Here is a 15,772-nt window from a genome sequence, read left to right on the forward strand (position 1 = left end):
GGTCACGCTCCTTCGAGGGCCTTGTCCGTCCGCCCGGTCGTGCCGCCGGCGGACGTGCGCCTTCCATTGTCCGCCGCGTCGGCCGGGACGGTGAACGCCGCCGCTGTCACCACGAGGGCGACCGCACCGGCCATGACGAAGGCCATCTGGTAGCCGCGCAGCGCGGGGAAGCCGGCGCCGGTGGCGTGGTGGACGAGGATCGCTGCGACGGCGGCGCTGGAGACGGCCTGGCCGATGGTCCGCATCAGGACGTTCACGCCGTTCGCGGACGCGGTCTGGCCCACGGGCACGGCCCGCAGGATGAGGGTCGGCAGCGCCGAGTACGCGAACGTGGTGCCGGTCGACACGATCGCGGCGCCCAGGACGATCACCCACAGGTCGCGGCTGTCCGCGATGCGGACGACATAGCCGAGCGCCATCGCGGCGCCGCCGATGGCGAGGCTCACGCGGGGGCCGCGCGCGGCGGAGACGCGGGCCGACACCGGTGACAGGAGCAGCATGATCACGCCGTTGGGCAGCAGGCACAGGCCGGTCTGCACGATGGAGAGGCCGAGCCCGTAACCGCTGGACCTGGGCGCCTGGACCAGTTGCGCCGTGACGAGCGAATTGGCGTAGAAGGCGAATCCGGCGAGCAGGGCGGCGAGGTGCGGCAGGCCGACGCGGCGGCCCACGGCGAGCCGGAGGTCCACCAGCGGTCGGTCGGCCCGCAGCTGCTGCCACGACCACAGCGCGAGGATCACGACGGCACCGGCGAACAGGCCGACCACGCGGGCGCTGTCCCAGCCCCACTGGCCGCCCTGCGACACGGCGAGCAGCAGGCAGACGAGGCCGCCGGCGAGCCCGGCCGCGCCGAGCGTGTCGAACCGGCCCGGTTCGCGTACGGGTGACTCGCGCACGGCCCAGCAGGCGAGCGCGAATCCGAGCGCGCCGAGGGCGCTGGTCGCCCAGAACATGACGTGCCAGTTCGCGTACTGGACGATCAGGGCGGCGAGCGGCAGGCCGAGCGCGGCGCCGATCCCGACGGTCGAGCTCATGAGGGCGACCGCGGATCCCGTGCGGTGGGGCGGGAGTTCGTCGCGCAGGATGCTGATGGAGAGCGGAACGACCGCGGCGGCCGCGCCCTGGAGCGCGCGTGCCGCGATCAGGACGCGGATGTCGGAGGTGAGCGCGCACAGCACCGACCCGCCGGTCATCAGCCCCAGCGCGAGCAGCAGCACGCGCCGCTTGCCGTACATGTCGCCCGCCCTGCCGAGCACGGGGGTGAGGACGGCGCCGGCGAGGAGGGTCGCGGTGACCGTCCAGGAGACCGCGCCGGGCGAGGCTCCGGTCAGCCGGGGCAGGTCGGGCAGCAGCGGGACCACGACGGTCTGCATGACGGCCATGAGGATGCCGCCGAAGGCGAGGACCGGGATCGTCAGCCGGCCACGCAGGCCGGACAGAGGAGCCATTTCGGGGCGTATGTCGCTTTTTATGTCGGGGTTTATCGCGGGCTCCATGGGCGCTCCGGTGGACGCCTCCAGGTCGGGGGCGGGAGGTGTGGTGAATTTCCATTCACCTACGTGGTGAATCAGTATTCACCAGAGCGCTCGCATATGGCCAGAGCGCCCGAACGAAGCCCCCGCATACCCCTGCATACCGGCCTGAACAGTCGGCCCGTCGCCGCCTCGCGCACCGCATCGACGAACCCCTGGAGGGCCGGCCGCGAGGGGGCCGTGTCGCGGATGGCCGCGCGGATCACCCGGATCGGCTCCGGTTTTCGGAGCTTGCGCAGGACGACGTCGGGGTGCCGGTTCCTCAGGCCCATCAGAGGCATCAGGCCGATTCCCATTCCGTCGCCGACGAAGCCCTGGGCGGTCGCGTGATCCTGGCTCGCGACGGAGAAGTCGGGGCTGAATCCGGCGGCGGCGCAGGCGTCGCGAAGGGCCTCCGCCCGCGCGGTGACGCACGGCGGGGCCGCGGCGCCGGCCGTTCCTGTTCCGGCCGCGGACCGCCAGCCATACTGCCGACCATGACTTCTGCTGCCACCATCCTTCGCGTCGGGCTCGTCGGCACCGGCGCCTGGGCCTCGAAGACGCACGCCGCCGCACTGCGGGCCCATCCCGGGACGGATCTCGTGGGTGTCTGGGGGCGCAGGCCCGAGGCCTCGGCCGCGGTCGCCGCCGCCCATGGGACGCAGGTCTTCGAGGACGTCGACGAGCTGTTCGCGGCGTGCGACGCGGTGGCGTTCGCGGTGCCGCCGGACGTACAGGCCCCGCTCGCCGCGCGGGCCGCCGCCGCGGGCTGTCACCTTCTCCTCGACAAGCCACTGGCCACGTCGGTGCCCGCGGCCAGGGAGGTCGTGGACGCCGCACGGGCCGCCGGGGTGGCGTCCGTCGTATTCTTCACGATGCGCTTCGCGAGCGTCACCTCCGGCTGGCTGGCCCGACAGGCCGCCGAGGGCGGCTGGTTCACGGGCCGGGCCGACTGGTACGGGGCCCTGTACACCCCCGGCGACACCTCGGAGCTGACCACGTCGCCGTGGCGGGTCGGGCGCGGCGCTCTGTGGGACGTCGGCCCGCACGCCCTGTCCGTACTGCTTCCGGTGCTCGGCGACGTCACGTCCGTGACGGCCGCGCGGGGCCCGGCGGACACCGTGCATCTGGTCCTCGCGCACGCCTCGGGCGCGTCCGCCACAGCGGCGCTGAGTCTGACCACTCCGGCGAAGGCGGCGGACGTCGCCGTGGAACTGCGCGGGGAGTCCGGCATCGCGTCGATGCCGACGGGCGGTGAGTCGGTCGACGCGTTCGGGGCGGCCGTCGACGCGCTCCTGGAGTCGGTGCGCACGGGACGGCCGCACGCCTGCGACGCCGCGTTCGCGCTGCGTGTCACGGAGATCCTCGCGACGGCCGAGGCCCGCCTCGCGTCACCCGGCGGCGAACCAGGCCCCGGCGAGTGAGTCGAGCGTCGCCTCCGGCGGCGCGGGCAGTTCCCGCAGGTACCAGGGCAGATCGCTGTACACGTGCAGGAGGGTGTACGCCATCACAGTGCGGGGCGCGAACGCGCGGCCGTAGGCCTCGGTGAAGCGGCTCATCAGGCGCGGGTCGCCCCCGGTGACGAACAGGCCGACGGCCACGAAGTCGTACGCCGGGTCGCCGATCATGGCGGGCTCGAAGTCGAGGAGTCCGGTCAGCTTGCGGTTCCGGGGGCCGACGACGAGGTGCTGGCGCATGAACTCCGTGTGCAGCAGGACGCGTTCGGGCCCGCGCGGCAGCGTGACGGAGTCGAGGAAGGCGGGGATCTGCTCCAACCAGCCCTCCGCGAGGCCGCGTTCGCGCTGCTGCTGTACGGCGCCCGCGCGCTGCCTGCGCATGAATGTGTCCCAGTCCTCCGGGCCCACCCCGCCTGCGAGGGGCGTGGGGTCGAGGGCATGCAGTGCGGCGAGGCATGCTCCGGCCTCGCCGACGATGCGGTCCTGGTCGGCGCGCGGGATGCCGGGCCAGGCCACGGCCAGGTCCGCGCCGTGCAGCCGGGACATCAGGACGTAGTGCCACCCGTTCTCGTACGCGCCCGCCGAGCGGACCTCGGGGGTGGGGACGGGGAGCCGGCCTTCGAGGTGGGCGAGGACCCGGGCCTCGGTGACGCCGTCCTTGGCGGAGGCGGCCGGAAACAGCTTCAGGACGTGCTCGTCACCGACGGCGTAGACGGGCTGAGTGCCCGCTTCGAAGCGCGTGAGCGGGATGCCGGTGAGGCCGAGCCGGGCGCAGAGGTGGTCCGCTCCCCGCCGCATGACCGCTTCGTCGGGGACCACGGCGTCCCATTGTTCGTCGGTTTCCACCAGGGGCAGCATGGCTCGCACCTTAGGGCGCGGGCCGGAGGGCCTCAATCGGGAATCCGGTGCCGTTGCCTGCCGAAAGCGGGTCCCGCCCGGGACTTGACCCGCGCGGCCCCTTCGGGGTCCGATCACCCATGGCCCCGCCGCGCGACCCAGGGACTGTGACCGCATGACATTGCAGATCAGCGCCACCAACCCCGAACACCCGGCCCTCCTCCTCGAACTCCCCTGGCACGTCCCCCTGGAGCAGTGGCCGGACGAGTATCTGGTGCCGCTCCCCCGTGGCATCTCGCGGCACGTCGTGCGCTACGCCCGCGCGGGCAGCGAGGTCGTCGCCGTGAAGGAGCTCGCCGAACGGCCGGCGCTGCGCGAGTACGAGCTCCTGCGCACCCTCGACCGACTCGCGATCCCCGCGGTCGACCCCCTCGCCGTGGTCACCGGCCGCACCGATACCGAAGGCGCGCCCCTCGAACCCGTCCTCATCACCCGCCACTTGGGCGGCTCGCTCCCCTACCGCTCCATGTTCGAGACGACGATGCGCCCCGGCACCGTGCACCGCCTCATGGACGCCCTCGCCGTCCTCCTCGTACGGCTGCATCTGGCGGGGTTCGCCTGGGGGGACTGCTCGCTGTCCAACACCCTGTTCCGCAGGGACGCGGGCGCGTACGCCGCCTACCTCGTGGACGCCGAGACCGGGGAGCTGCACCCCCGGCTCAGCGACGGGCAGCGGGCGTACGACATCGAGCTCGCCCGGGTCAACATCAGCGGCGAGATGCTCGACCTGGAGGCGTCCGGCGCCCTGCATCCCTCCATCGACCCGATCGCGTTCGGCACGGAGATCGGGGAGCGGTACGACGCGCTCTGGACGGAGCTGACGCGCACCTCCGTCTACCCGGCCGGCAAGCACCACTACATGGAGCGCCGCATCCGCCGTCTCAACGACCTCGGCTTCGACGTCGCGGAGATGCAGATCTCGCACGCGGACCAAGGGGACACCGTCACGTTCGTGCCGAAGGTCGTGGACGCGGGCCACCACCAGCGTCAGCTCCTGCGCCTCACCGGCATGGACGCCGAGGAGAACCAGGCCCGTCGTCTCCTGAACGACCTGGAGAGCTGGATGGCCACGCAGGACGACTACGCGCCGGACGATCCTCCCGCAAGTTCTCGGCTGCGCTCGAACAGGGGGGACCCCCATGGGGCGCGCGCCGAGGTCCTCGCGCACCGATGGGTGCGCGACGTCTTCCGCCCGACGGTACGCGCGGTGCGCGACCACGTGCCGGACCGGACGGACGCGGCCGAGCTCTACCACGAGCTCCTCGAACACCGCTGGTACCTGTCCGAGCGGGCGCAGCACGACATCGGTCTCGACGCGGCGGTCGCGGACTACGTCAAGAACATCGCCGGCCGCTCGCGCCCCTTCAACTCCCCCTCCGCGAACGGACCGCAGCCTCCCGCCTGACCGGAACTCTGCCGCTACGAAGATCGTCGGGGACGGAACCGGTGACGCGGCCCGGTCGTGGTACCACCGAGGAAGACGCACGACGAGGGGAGACGGACATGTCCGGGAGTGTGCGGGTCGACGGGAACAGTCTGGTGCTGCCGGGCGGTGCGCGGGTGCGGTTCGTGCGCACGCTGCGCCTGCCGGAGACCGGAACGCATCCGCTGCCTCCGGGGCTCGGCGAGTTCCCGGTGCGGCGGGTCGAGGACTACGCGGACTCGGTGCCGCCTCAGTGGCGGGCGCGCGGCGGCGTGATGCTGCCGATGTATCTGCGCGAGGCGATGTGGCTGAGCTTCGCGGGAACGGTCGAACCGGCCGCGCTCCAGGTGGGCGTGGGCAAGGTGTGCGCCATCTCGGGGCTGCCGTGGAGCAGCCGGCTGTCCCGGGATCCGCAGAACTACGTCGTGCTGCCTCGCCAGCCGTGGCTCGACGGCATCAAGTCCGGTAAGGGCACGGTACGGCAGTTCGTGGCGCTGCCCCTGGGGCTCGGCGCCACGGTCGAGGGCCAGGTCACGGGCGAGGAGACCTGGGGCGGGATCCAGCTCCAGGCCTTCACCCTGAGCGAGCCGGCGCTGGGGGCCTGGCGCGCGGAGGAGGCCCGCAAGCGGGAGGCCGCCGCGCGGGCGGTGCCGCCTGCTCCCGGCGGCATGCAGTGGATGGGGGGCTCCTCCGGCGGTTACGGGGCCGCGCCCATGCCGGCCGCGCCAGGTGCGGCGCCGATGCCGGCCGCGCCGGGTGGGGCGCCGCAGGCTCAGGCGGCGCGTTCGATGGGTCTCGGCGCGGGCGGCACGATGCGCCAGCAGGTGTTCCGGGACGACCGGCCCGCGTCCGACTGGGCCGAAACGGCCGCGGGCCGCGTATTTGTGCACCTGGTGACGCCGCCGGACTGGCGCCGCATCACGGGCGAGGAGCCGCCGCCGTCGCCGGTGGACCGGGCCGCGTACACGAGGGCGGGGCTGCCCTGGTTCAACTACTACGACGAGAGCGCGGAGGATCTCGCGCCGTCGGACACGCTGGGGGCGGTGAAGCCCGCGGGTGAGTGGCTCGGCGACGACCACGAGCCGTGGCAGGCGCCGGGCGCGCACCAGGTCAAGCCCCTGGGGGACGCGGGCAAGCCGGTGGAGGACGGCGACTGGTGAGTGCGCTGTGCGGCGGGGTCGGTCATCCGCCGGCCCCGCCCTGCGGCCGGCCCGCGTGCGCGGCAGCCGTCGCGCGGCTGGGCATGCGCGGGCGGCCGGTACCGTGGCCGCTACGTAATGGCGAGTGACGGCACCGGCCGCAGCCAGTGAGCCCTTGATCTGCCCGGGAGAAGTGCCCGAACTGGGCCAAGCGATGCACTTTCCGGTCACATGGATCGGAATATGACAACTGGCCTTGCACTGTTCCCGAAACGGATCCGAGGGTTCGACGGATACCCAACACCGGGAAATTCAGCCATTTTCGAGCGTCCCGGTCCAGGTGTCCCATCGGCGTGGCCGTGCAGCCCCTGGCGTTCAAACCAGCAGGTCGCCGACCCCACGGGCTCCATCATGACGCACTGGCTGATCGTTTTCTTCGGGCAATGTTTATTACCAAAGGCGATGGGAGTAATTAGACTGGACTCGCTCAACTCGGCGTGGACCTCAAGGGATTACCCACCATGAACAAGACGGCGCTCCGCGCCCTGCTCCGTGAACGGCGCGCCCTGATAGCCCCCGAATCCCACGGCTTCACCCGCCCCACGGGCCAGGGCCGGCGCGCCCCTGGCCTCTCCCAGCACCAGGTGGACCAACTGCTCCACCGCACCCTGGGGACGTACCACCGGCTGGAATCGGGCAGTTACCCGAACCCGCCGACCGATCTGCTGCGCGAAGTGGCTCACCTCTTCGATCTCAACGAGCAGGAATGGGTCTCTCTCTGCCGGTACGCCCTGCTTCAGGATCCCCCGGGCCCGCTGCGCCCGTCGTCCGGCAAGGAGATCCCAGGCATCTGGCAGGAGGCTGTCGACGGCATCGAGCACATGGCGTACATCACGGACGCCTCCTGGGACATGCTCACCTACAACAGCGCGTTCGCGGCGCTGTTCCCCGGCGGCCACGCTCCGGCGAACACCATGCGGTGGATGCTGCTCGACCCGGAGGGACGCAAGCAGCTGACCGACTGGGACACCGCCTGGGTGCCCTGGATCCTGCCGCAGCTGCAGGCGGCCATCGCCACGCGGCCGCATGACGAGATCCTGGCGCAGATCGAGAAGGAGGTCCTCGCCGATCCCCAGCTGGCCGGCGTCTACGAGGCGGGCGGCGCACTGTTCCACCCCGACGGACACGAACGCCCTCTGTGTCACACGGAGAAGGGCCCTGGCTGGGTGTCGATCTGCGCCGCACAGCCCATGACCGCGCCGGGTTCGCGCCTGTTCATCCTCATCTTCCGTCCGGGTCAGGTGCTGAATCACCCTCGGCCACCGATACTTCGAGCGCGTTGAAGTAATTTGAGCAGCACCCCCCACGCCCAACCCTTCCCTGTGGGAGCCGCTCGATGACCGCCTACGTCTCACCACCCCGGACAGTTCTCGGTGCCCACAAGGTCACCACCGAGGAGATATCCGACGACATCCGCACCCACCATCCGGATCACCCCCGGCTTGCCACGCTCCTGCGTGTAGTGGACAACTGCGGTGTACGGACCCGCTACTTCACGCGCCCCCTGGACTCCCCCACGATCTCAGGGGCGGCAGACGTCCACGAGCGCACCCAGGCCGCGTTCGACGACGCACTCGAACTGTCGGAGAACGCCGCGATCCTCGCCCTCGAGGCGGCAAACCTGCACACGAACGACATCGACGCGATCGTCACGACGCACGCAACGGGGTGGGCCGTACCCAACCTGGACATCCATCTCGTCAACCGGCTGGGCCTGCGCCCCACGACGCGCCGTATCGCGATGACCACCGCAGCCTGCGGCGGGGGCGCCCAGGCTCTCATCCGCGCTGCTGACCTGGTCGCCGTCCGCCCCGGCAGCAAGGTCCTGGTCGTGGCGTCGGAGGTCCTCTCCACCTCCTACAACCACAGCAACGCGACGATCGAGTCGATGATCTACAAGGCGCTGTTCGCCGACTCCGCCGCGGCGACCGTCGTCACCAGCAGCCCGCTCTCCCCCGGATTCGCCATTGAGGACACCTTCGAGTACACGCTCCCCGCGAGTCAGGAGCGGTATCGCGGGCGGCTCGACGCCATGGGAATGCACTTCGAGTCCACCAAGCAGGCACCCACGACCGCGGCCGAGACCCTGTCCGTGGTCGCGGACTGGGTCGGCGCACGTCCTGTCGACTTCGCGGTGATCCACCCCGGGAGCCACAGCATCATCTCCACCACGGGCGACACCTTCGGCCTCGGCGAACACGGCACCAGGCACTCGACGGAGTCGCTGGTCAACGAGGGAAACCTCGGCGGGGCCAGCGTTCTGCGCGTGCTCGAACGCACCCACAGCGACCCGCCCGCCGCAGGATCCCAGGGCCTCGCCGTCGCCTACGGCCCCGGCTTCTTCACCGCCGCCCTCCACGGCCACTGGCACGCCTGAAACGGCACCCAGCCCCTCATCCCATGCCCTCAGGCGGGATCGGCTCTCCCCGGCTCATGACGAACCGCAGGTCCGCGAGCGCCTCGAGGCCGGCGCGGGGGTCGCCGGAAACGGCGATCAGGTCGGCCGGGCGCCCCGGGGCGAGCAGTCCCGCACGGCCGCCGGCGCCGAGCGCGTCGGCGGCCTCCGTGGTGGCCATGTCGACGACGCGCGGCGCCGGCATCCCGATGTGCTCGAAGAACGTCAGGCTCTGGCGCAGGCCGTCGAACCCGGCGCGCTGCACCCCGGCGTCGGTACCGGCGATGAACCGAACCCCGCGCTCCGCCATGGTCCGCACCTGGCCGAACAGCCTCTCGGCGCGCTCGGCCCCGAACACGGCCGGCAGCTTCCGCCAGTGCGGACTGACGGTCGGGCAGACGCGGATCCCGCGCTCCACGATGGCGTCGAGCACGTCGTCGCGCAGATCGTTGCCGTCCTCGGTCATCCAGGTGCAGTGTTCGAGTGTGTCGACGCCCGCGGTCACCGCGGCCTCGATCCCCGCGGTGCCGTGCGCATGAGCGGCGACCGGCAGCCCGGCATCGCGCGCCTCCTCGACGACGACGGCCAGCTCCCTCGCGCCGAACTGGGCCTGCCACGTGGCCGGTCCGCCTCGCGTCAGGGCGCCGCCGGTCGCCATGACCTTGATCACGTCAGCGCCCAGCTCGGCGTTCCGCCGTACCAGGTCGCGCAGTTCGCCCTCGCCGGTGACCTCTCCGCCAAGGAACCAGCAGTGACCGCCCTTAGGGGTGACAGGCGTCGTCGCGGCGACGATCCGGGGTCCCGGTACCGCGCCGGACTCGATCTCCTGGCGCAGCCGCAGCGTGAGCCGCCCCCGGTCCCCCAGGTCCCGCACCGTGGTGACGCCGCTCGCCACGAGCCGCGCCGCACGCTCCCTCATGACGGCGAGCAGCGCCTCGTCGTCCTGCCCTTCGAGCGTCCCGACCGGGTCCGTACCCGCGTCGAAGACGAGGTGGACGTGCGCGTCGACGAGTCCCGGCAGCACGGTGGTGCCCGGCAGCGTGATGCGCTCGTGCCGCTCGTCCGCCAGGGCCTCGACGTCGGAGCGTCTCCCCGCCGCGACCACGGTGTCCCCGTCCGTGAGAACGGCACCGTCCTCGACACAGCGGCCGCCGGGACCGGTCACCACACGCGCCGCCGTGATCAACTTCCTGCTGCTCATCCTGACCTTCCGAACGGTCGGAAAAAGGGCACCCGGGAGTGTGTCATGAAACGGGCCCTATCGGGCAGGGCACCAAGGGTCATGCACCGCGAGGGGCTCAAGGGGAACAATGGACAGGCGGCACGGACCGGGCACCCTGGGAGCACGGGACCCGTACTTCGACAACGCGAAATACCTGACGATCGTGCTCGTGGCATGCGGGCACGCGTGGGAACCACTGACGTACGGGAGCCGCACCGTGACGGCGGTGTATCTGGGCGTGTACGCCTTCCACATGCCGGCGTTCGCTCTCATCTCCGGCTATTTCTCCCGAAGTTTTGACATGGCGCCCGGCCGGCTGCGCCGCCTCGTCGGCGGGGTCGTGGTGCCGTACGTGCTGTTCGAGGTCGCGTACACACTGTTCTACCGGTGGGCACAGGACGATCCGGAGTATCCGATCAGCCTGCTCGACCCCTGGTATCTGATGTGGTTCCTGGTCGCGCTGTTCATCTGGCGGCTCACCACGCCCCTTTGGCTGCAACTGCGTCACCCGGTGCCCGTCGCTCTGGCGCTGGCCGTGTTCGTGTCGATGACGCCCGACGCGGGCGGTGACCTGGCGCTCCAACGGGTGATGGGCTTCCTGCCGTTCTTCGTCCTCGGGCTGACGCTGCGGCCCGAGCACTTCGAGCGGCTGCGCACACGGCGGGCCCGGCTGTGGGCGCTGCCCGTGGCGGCCGCGGCGCTGATCGCCGCATACGTGGTGGCGCCCTGGTTCGACGCGGGCTGGTTCTACCACCGGGGCAGCGTCACCGGCCTCGGCGCCCCCGCCTGGGCGGGACTGGTCACGACCCCGGCCCTGTTCGCCCTCGCCGTCGTCCTCAGCGCCTGCTTCCTGGCGTGGGTGCCGGGACGCAGGACACTGTTCACGACACTGGGCACCGGGACGCTGTACGCGTACCTGCTGCACGGCTTCCTCATCAAGTCGTCCCGCTTCTGGGGCTGGTACGACCACCCGTGGCTGCACACTCCGGCGGGCGAACTGGCGGTGACCGCCACGGCGGTCGCCGTCATCACCCTTCTGTGTACGTCTCCCGTGCGGTGGGCCTTCCGGTTCGCCGTGGAGCCGCGCGTGCCGTGGGCGTTTCGGCGTACGGAACCGGTGCGGGAGGCCGAACCGCCGGTGACCGGCGTCCCCGGCGAGCGGGTCCTGCGCCCCTAGCCTGTGCCGAGTCGCCGAACCTTCAGCCGGACATTCAGCCGGCCCCCAGAGAGGCACCCTCGTGAACCGCACCCGCTTCCGCCGCTTCCGGCTGCTGCTCCCCGCGGCCCTGCTCCTCGCCTCCCTGCCCCTGCTCGGCGGCACGGCGCACGCGGGCGGCACGTGTTTCGCCACGCACGAGGACGCCCCGATCTACGCGGGCAACAATCCGTGGACGGACATCGTCGGCCATCTGGACCCGGGCATCCCGGTCAACGGCACACGGCAGGGCGCGGACGAGTTGTGGCGGGTCTCGCGTACGGACAACGGCGCGCCCCTCGGATTCATGCGCGCCGCCGACCTCACCTGCGACGGCGGCTGATCGCCTGCGCCGAGGAAAGCAGGGCGTGCATGCGCTCGTTGAGCTGCCCCAGGTCGTCGGCGGGCGCGTGGAACGGGAGGCGCACGTCGGCCTGGCCGCGGATGCGTTCGAGCCGGAGGGTGATCCCGTGCCGGTCGACGGCCAGGGGCTGGACCCGGACGACGCCGTGCAGGCTGTCCACGTCGACGAGCCGGGTGAGCTGCTCGACGGCTTCGGGGTGGCAGTCGGCAAGATGGGTGAGCAGGCGGGGTTCTGCCGCGGTGAGGGGGTCGGGCACGGTCTCGGCGAGTTCGTCGAGACCGATGCCCGTGCGACCGGTACGCGTCTGGAGTACGGCGCGGACGGGCCTGAGCACGAACTGCTCGCCGTCGGGCTCGAGCGCCCCGGACAGCAACAGACGCGCGCGGATCCGGTCCCTGACGGGTACCGGCGCGGCGTCCGCGAACTCGATGAGCGCGGTCGGCTCACCCCGGGGCGCGCAGACCACGGCGGCGGACAGGAGGCTGTCGGCCGGCGGCTGGATCCGTACCTCGCCCTCATCGGTGACGCGATGGGATCCGACGAGGTCCTCCCGCCCGATGTCCGTCGTCACTTCGCACGACCAGGCGGTGGCCAGAATTGATCGCGCGCGTGCCGCCGCGGTGGGAGCGGCGGCACTGATCTGTCGGACACCCATCCGAACCTCCTTAGGTAAGCCTTGCCTAACTTATCGGAGATTCGCGGAGGGGGCCAGTACGCGTGAGGGCGGCGAACGCCACGCGATCGGGCGGTGAATATGCCATACGCCCACGCGTGTCGGCCGGGAGCGGCATCATGCCGCCATGGACGGTACTGCCCTTCTGCGGGACCTCTTCACGCCGGACGAGTACGACGCGGTCCGCTCGCACGCGGACCACCTGGGCGTGACGGTGGTCGAGTACGTACGTCAGACAGCCGCCGAACGTGCCCTGGAACGACTGCACTTGGCGCAGGCCATGGAGGCGCAGGACCTGCGCCTGGGGAAGCTGTCGATACCGCACGTCGAGCGCGGCCGCTGCGGCGAAGGATCCCCCGCGCTGCAGCGGTTCCTGGACTCCCTGACGCATCCTCCGGAGGCGAAGAGCTGACGCGAACGGTCCCGAGCCGGATTGGCCGGGGCGCGCCGGGGCAACCGGCCTCCATGACCCCAGAGACTGCGGCACGTCGGAGAAAGGGCCAGGATCGCAAGGGCCGGGATCGCAAGGGCGAGGCACGGAAGCGGGCGCCACGGAAACCGGCGGCGCGGAAACCTGTGGCGCGCAAGCCGGCGACACGGAAGCCGGTGCCGTGGGGGCGGATCGTCGCCCGGGCGCTCATCGCCGGCTTCGCGTTCTCGGCTCTCGTGGCGTTCTCCGCGGTCCTCGCCCGGCTGACCCTGACGCCGTCCCCGGCGTCGGCGGACGTCGCGGGGTCCAACATGCGGCCGGGACACTCCCTGCGCCAGTACGCCGAGTCGTACACGTTCCTCGGCGCGTGCAAGCAGATCGGCGGGAATCTGCTGCTCGGTGCGCCCTTCGGGCTGCTGCTTCCGGTGCTCGTGCCGCGCAAGGGCCGCATGCTGCGGGTGCTCGCGGTGACGGTGCTCGTGATGGCGCTCGTGGAGCTGGCGCAGGGCGCGATCGTCGAGGGACGCGCCTTCGATGTGGACGACGTGATCCTGAATACGACGGGCGCCCTGATCGCCTACTTCCTGCTCGGGCGTCGCATCGGGCACAGCTACCACGCCCTCGCGCGGCCGTCGGGCCGTAACCGCTTGGCGATCAGAATCCCGGGGAATGGGGCTCGTTACCGGGGAACACCCGGCGCCACAGGCGACGGAAGGAAGTGATCGTCATGCGTGCGCCCAAGCGCGCCGTACGGCGGCCCGCACGCGTGGAGTACCTCTTGCCGCAGGGCTCGGGCTCGGCCCGCTGGGCCCGGCGCCTCACCCAGGAATTTCTCGCGGGACGGAGCGCCGGCGGCACGCACGACGCGGTACTCGTCGTCTCGGAGCTGGTCGCCAACGCGGCCCGGATCAAGGGCAGTCACTGCCGTATGAGTCTGTGCCTGGACGCGGACGAGCTGACCGTCTCGGTCCATGACGACAGCCCCCACCACCCGCGCCTCAAGCCGGCTTCCGTGTCCGCGGAGTCGGGCCGCGGCATCCCGCTCGTCGACGCGCTGTCACGCCGTCTGTGCGTGGTCCCGGACCCGTACGGCGGCAAGACGGTACGCGCGGTACTCGCCCACCCCTGACGGCCGGCGAGCACCCGGGCGGCAGCACTCCGTCCGCCGCCCGGCCTGATCGCCCGGCTCAGTGCCCCCTGGCGATCCACTCCTCCAGGTGAGGCGCCTCGGCCCCGATGGTCGTGCTGTCGCCGTGCCCGGTCCGCACGACGGTCTCCGGCGGCAGCGTGAGGAGCCGCTCCCTGATCGACTCTACGATGGTCGGGAAGTCGCTGAACGACCGGCCCGTCGCCCCGGGGCCGCCCGCGAACAGCGTGTCGCCGGTGAAGACGGCACCGAGGTCCGGCGCGTACAGGCTGACCGCGCCGTGGCAGTGCCCCGGCGTGTGCAGCACGGTCAACTCCACGCCCGCCACCGCCAGTTGCTGACCATCGGCGAGTTCTCCGTCAGGCGTGCGGTCGGGGTGCTTCTGCTTCCACAGCTCCGTGTCCGCGGGGTGCAGGAGGATGGGCGCCCCGGTGCGCTCGGCGAGCGCGGGCGCCGCGTCGATGTGGTCGTCGTGCGCGTGGGTGCACACGATGGCGACGAGCCGCCGGTCACCCACGGCCTCGGCGATCGCGTCGGCGTCGTGCGCCGCGTCGATCACGACGACCTCGCTGTCGTCCCCGACGAGCCATACGTTGTTGTCGACGTCCCAGGTGCCCCCGTCGAGGGAGAACGTGGCGGACGTGACGAGGTGTTCGATGCGCGCGCCCGCCATCAGAAGACCACCACCGAGCGCAGCACGTCGCCGTGGTGCATTCGCTCGAACGCCTTCTCCACGTCCTCCAGGGCGATCGTCTCGGTCACGAAAGTGTCGAGGTCGAGCCGGCCCTGCCGGTAGAGGTCGATCAGCATCGGGAAGTCGCGCGAGGGCAGACAGTCGCCGTACCAGGACGACTTGAGCGCGCCGCCGCGCCCGAACACGTCGAGCAGGGGCAGTTCGAGCCGCATCTCGGGCGTGGGGACGCCGACGAGGACGACGGTTCCGGCGAGGTCGCGGGCGTAGAAGGCCTGCTTGTAGGTCTCCGGGCGGCCGACCGCCTCGATGACGACGTCGGCGCCGAACCCTCCGGTCAGCTCGCGTACGGCCTCGACCGGATCGGAGGAGCGGGAGTTGACGGTGTGCGTGGCGCCGAGCTTCTTCGCCGTCGCCAGCTTCTTGTCGTCGAGGTCGATGGCGATGATCTTCCCGGCACCGGCGAGGTGGGCGCCGGTCACGGCCGCCGCGCCGACCCCTCCGCAGCCGATGACGGCGACCGAGTCGCCGCGGCCCACGTTGCCGGTGTTGATGGCGGCTCCGAGACCGGCCATGACGCCGCAGCCGAGCAGACCCGCTGCGGCGGGCGACGCCTCCGGGTCGACCTTGGTGCACTGCCCGGCGGCGACGAGCGTCTTCTCGGCGAACGCGCCGATGCCGAGCGCGGGCGACAGCTCCGTGCCGTCGAGGAGCGTCATCTTCTGCTTCGCGTTGTGCGTGTCGAAGCAGTACTGGGGACGCCCGCGCAGGCAGGCACGGCACTGCCCGCACACGGCACGCCAGTTGAGGATCACGAAGTCGCCCGGCGCTACCTCCGTGACGCCCTCGCCCACGGACTCCACGACGCCGGCCGCCTCATGACCGAGCAGGAACGGGAACTCGTCGTTGATGCCGCCCTCCCGGTAGTGCAGGTCGGTATGACAGACCCCGCACGCCTGGATCTCGACCACGGCCTCCCCGGGCCCGGGATCCGGCACGACGATCGTCTCGATCCGCACCGGCTCTCCCTTGGCCCGCGCGATCACGCCTCGCACCTGCTGCGCCATGACGATCAGCCCTCCACTCGCTCGTCGCATCGTTCTTCGCCATCTTCACAGACGGGCCCCCGATCCGGGGCGGGGTGACGAGGAGCGCGACCGCACGGGTC

General features: G+C 71.5%; 17 protein-coding genes. 10 read left to right on the forward strand and 7 right to left on the reverse strand.

The window, feature by feature from the left end; translation table 11 throughout:
• Positions 1-2: 2 nt before the first annotated feature.
• Together ACWIGU_RS15955 and ACWIGU_RS15960 are read right to left on the reverse strand one after the other, a co-directional pair.
• Positions 3-1,448, reverse strand: a complete 1,446-nt coding sequence (locus tag ACWIGU_RS15955) for an MFS transporter (protein WP_454401605.1) — start codon at positions 1,446-1,448, stop codon at positions 3-5.
• Positions 1,449-1,567: 119 nt separating this feature from the next.
• Positions 1,568-2,098, reverse strand: a complete 531-nt coding sequence (locus ACWIGU_RS15960) for a LysR substrate-binding domain-containing protein (RefSeq protein ID WP_454401241.1) — start codon at positions 2,096-2,098, stop codon at positions 1,568-1,570.
• Here ACWIGU_RS15960 and ACWIGU_RS15965 point away from each other — a divergent pair.
• A complete protein-coding gene (locus ACWIGU_RS15965; RefSeq protein WP_454401243.1) occupies positions 2,009-2,935 on the forward strand; it encodes a Gfo/Idh/MocA family protein in 927 nt (308 codons plus the stop codon). The genes ACWIGU_RS15960 and ACWIGU_RS15965 overlap by 90 nt on opposite strands.
• Here ACWIGU_RS15965 and ACWIGU_RS15970 read toward each other — a convergent pair.
• Positions 2,903-3,826: a phosphotransferase family protein gene (locus tag ACWIGU_RS15970; protein ID WP_454401245.1), complete on the reverse strand. Its 924-nt coding sequence runs from the start codon at positions 3,824-3,826 to the stop codon at positions 2,903-2,905. The two genes, ACWIGU_RS15965 and ACWIGU_RS15970, sit on opposite strands and share 33 nt — an antisense overlap.
• Before the next feature lie 154 nt (positions 3,827-3,980).
• Here ACWIGU_RS15970 and ACWIGU_RS15975 point away from each other — a divergent pair, with 154 nt between their 5' ends.
• The 4 genes from ACWIGU_RS15975 to ACWIGU_RS15990 all read left to right on the forward strand — a co-directional run bounded on the left by ACWIGU_RS15975 (position 3,981) and on the right by ACWIGU_RS15990 (position 8,864).
• Positions 3,981-5,270 (forward strand): DUF4032 domain-containing protein, encoded by a 1,290-nt coding sequence (locus ACWIGU_RS15975; RefSeq protein ID WP_454401247.1) that lies wholly within the window; start codon positions 3,981-3,983, stop codon positions 5,268-5,270.
• A 98-nt stretch (positions 5,271-5,368) separates the two neighbouring features.
• Complete coding sequence (locus ACWIGU_RS15980; RefSeq protein WP_454401248.1) at positions 5,369-6,448, forward strand: hypothetical protein; 1,080 nt, start codon at positions 5,369-5,371, stop codon at positions 6,446-6,448.
• A 500-nt stretch (positions 6,449-6,948) separates the two neighbouring features.
• Positions 6,949-7,770, forward strand: coding sequence for an MmyB family transcriptional regulator (locus ACWIGU_RS15985; protein ID WP_454401250.1), 822 nt, complete (start codon positions 6,949-6,951; stop codon positions 7,768-7,770).
• A gap of 53 nt (positions 7,771-7,823) precedes the next feature.
• Positions 7,824-8,864, forward strand: a complete 1,041-nt coding sequence (locus ACWIGU_RS15990; protein ID WP_454401252.1) for a PhlD — start codon at positions 7,824-7,826, stop codon at positions 8,862-8,864.
• A 16-nt stretch (positions 8,865-8,880) separates the two neighbouring features.
• Here the strand turns inward: ACWIGU_RS15990 and ACWIGU_RS15995 are convergent, their stop codons facing one another.
• Positions 8,881-10,083 (reverse strand): amidohydrolase family protein, encoded by a 1,203-nt coding sequence (locus ACWIGU_RS15995; protein ID WP_454401254.1) that lies wholly within the window; start codon positions 10,081-10,083, stop codon positions 8,881-8,883.
• A gap of 109 nt (positions 10,084-10,192) precedes the next feature.
• Between ACWIGU_RS15995 and ACWIGU_RS16000 the strand changes: the two genes are divergently transcribed.
• Positions 10,193-11,281 carry an acyltransferase family protein gene (locus ACWIGU_RS16000; RefSeq protein ID WP_454401256.1) on the forward strand — a complete coding sequence of 363 codons (1,089 nt, stop codon included), beginning with the start codon at positions 10,193-10,195 and terminating at the stop codon, positions 11,279-11,281.
• A gap of 61 nt (positions 11,282-11,342) precedes the next feature.
• Positions 11,343-11,642 (forward strand): hypothetical protein, encoded by a 300-nt coding sequence (locus ACWIGU_RS16005; protein WP_454401258.1) that lies wholly within the window; start codon positions 11,343-11,345, stop codon positions 11,640-11,642.
• On the opposite strand, the gene ACWIGU_RS16010 is transcribed toward ACWIGU_RS16005, so the two are convergent.
• Entirely contained in the window at positions 11,623-12,318 is a 696-nt protein-coding gene (locus ACWIGU_RS16010; protein WP_454401260.1) for a DUF2470 domain-containing protein, read from the reverse strand. The genes ACWIGU_RS16005 and ACWIGU_RS16010 overlap by 20 nt on opposite strands.
• 145 nt (positions 12,319-12,463) lie before the next feature.
• Between ACWIGU_RS16010 and ACWIGU_RS16015 the strand changes: the two genes are divergently transcribed.
• The 3 genes from ACWIGU_RS16015 (at position 12,464) to ACWIGU_RS16025 (ending at position 13,895) form a co-directional block, all read left to right on the forward strand.
• Positions 12,464-12,748: a hypothetical protein gene (locus ACWIGU_RS16015; RefSeq protein WP_454401262.1), complete on the forward strand. Its 285-nt coding sequence runs from the start codon at positions 12,464-12,466 to the stop codon at positions 12,746-12,748.
• A 164-nt stretch (positions 12,749-12,912) separates the two neighbouring features.
• On the forward strand, positions 12,913-13,488 hold the full coding sequence (locus ACWIGU_RS16020) for a VanZ family protein (RefSeq protein WP_454401263.1): 576 nt from the start codon (positions 12,913-12,915) through the stop codon (positions 13,486-13,488).
• Between the two features lie 5 nt (positions 13,489-13,493).
• Positions 13,494-13,895: an ATP-binding protein gene (locus ACWIGU_RS16025; RefSeq protein WP_454401265.1), complete on the forward strand. Its 402-nt coding sequence runs from the start codon at positions 13,494-13,496 to the stop codon at positions 13,893-13,895.
• A 58-nt stretch (positions 13,896-13,953) separates the two neighbouring features.
• Here ACWIGU_RS16025 and ACWIGU_RS16030 read toward each other — a convergent pair whose 3' ends face one another.
• On the reverse strand, positions 13,954-14,586 hold the full coding sequence (locus ACWIGU_RS16030; RefSeq protein WP_454401266.1) for an MBL fold metallo-hydrolase: 633 nt from the start codon (positions 14,584-14,586) through the stop codon (positions 13,954-13,956).
• On the reverse strand, positions 14,586-15,671 hold the full coding sequence (locus ACWIGU_RS16035; protein ID WP_454401268.1) for an S-(hydroxymethyl)mycothiol dehydrogenase: 1,086 nt from the start codon (positions 15,669-15,671) through the stop codon (positions 14,586-14,588). The genes ACWIGU_RS16030 and ACWIGU_RS16035 overlap by 1 nt, the downstream gene beginning before the upstream one ends.
• Positions 15,672-15,772 lie beyond the last annotated feature (101 nt).

The organism is Streptomyces sp. NPDC055400 (assembly GCF_053644375.1).

Bases quoted from the DNA above. Each gene is read 5' to 3' on its own strand.
- ACWIGU_RS15970 (WP_454401245.1), bottom strand. From the start codon at position 3,826: ATGCTGCCCCTGGTGGAAACCGACGAACAATGGGACGCCGTGGTCCCC.
- ACWIGU_RS15965 (WP_454401243.1), top strand. From the start codon at position 2,009: ATGACTTCTGCTGCCACCATCCTTCGCGTCGGGCTCGTCGGCACCGGC.
- ACWIGU_RS16025 (WP_454401265.1), top strand. From the start codon at position 13,494: ATGCGTGCGCCCAAGCGCGCCGTACGGCGGCCCGCACGCGTGGAGTAC.
- ACWIGU_RS15995 (WP_454401254.1), bottom strand. From the start codon at position 10,083: ATGAGCAGCAGGAAGTTGATCACGGCGGCGCGTGTGGTGACCGGTCCC.
- ACWIGU_RS15980 (WP_454401248.1), top strand. From the start codon at position 5,369: ATGTCCGGGAGTGTGCGGGTCGACGGGAACAGTCTGGTGCTGCCGGGC.
- ACWIGU_RS15990 (WP_454401252.1), top strand. From the start codon at position 7,824: ATGACCGCCTACGTCTCACCACCCCGGACAGTTCTCGGTGCCCACAAG.
- ACWIGU_RS15955 (WP_454401605.1), bottom strand. From the start codon at position 1,448: ATGGCTCCTCTGTCCGGCCTGCGTGGCCGGCTGACGATCCCGGTCCTC.
- ACWIGU_RS16035 (WP_454401268.1), bottom strand. From the start codon at position 15,671: ATGGCGCAGCAGGTGCGAGGCGTGATCGCGCGGGCCAAGGGAGAGCCG.
- ACWIGU_RS16015 (WP_454401262.1), top strand. From the start codon at position 12,464: ATGGACGGTACTGCCCTTCTGCGGGACCTCTTCACGCCGGACGAGTAC.
- ACWIGU_RS16010 (WP_454401260.1), bottom strand. From the start codon at position 12,318: ATGGGTGTCCGACAGATCAGTGCCGCCGCTCCCACCGCGGCGGCACGC.
- ACWIGU_RS16030 (WP_454401266.1), bottom strand. From the start codon at position 14,586: ATGGCGGGCGCGCGCATCGAACACCTCGTCACGTCCGCCACGTTCTCC.
- ACWIGU_RS15985 (WP_454401250.1), top strand. From the start codon at position 6,949: ATGAACAAGACGGCGCTCCGCGCCCTGCTCCGTGAACGGCGCGCCCTG.
- ACWIGU_RS15975 (WP_454401247.1), top strand. From the start codon at position 3,981: ATGACATTGCAGATCAGCGCCACCAACCCCGAACACCCGGCCCTCCTC.
- ACWIGU_RS15960 (WP_454401241.1), bottom strand. From the start codon at position 2,098: ATGGGCCCGCAGTGCGGCGGCGTGCGTCTTCGAGGCCCAGGCGCCGGT.
- ACWIGU_RS16000 (WP_454401256.1), top strand. From the start codon at position 10,193: ATGGACAGGCGGCACGGACCGGGCACCCTGGGAGCACGGGACCCGTAC.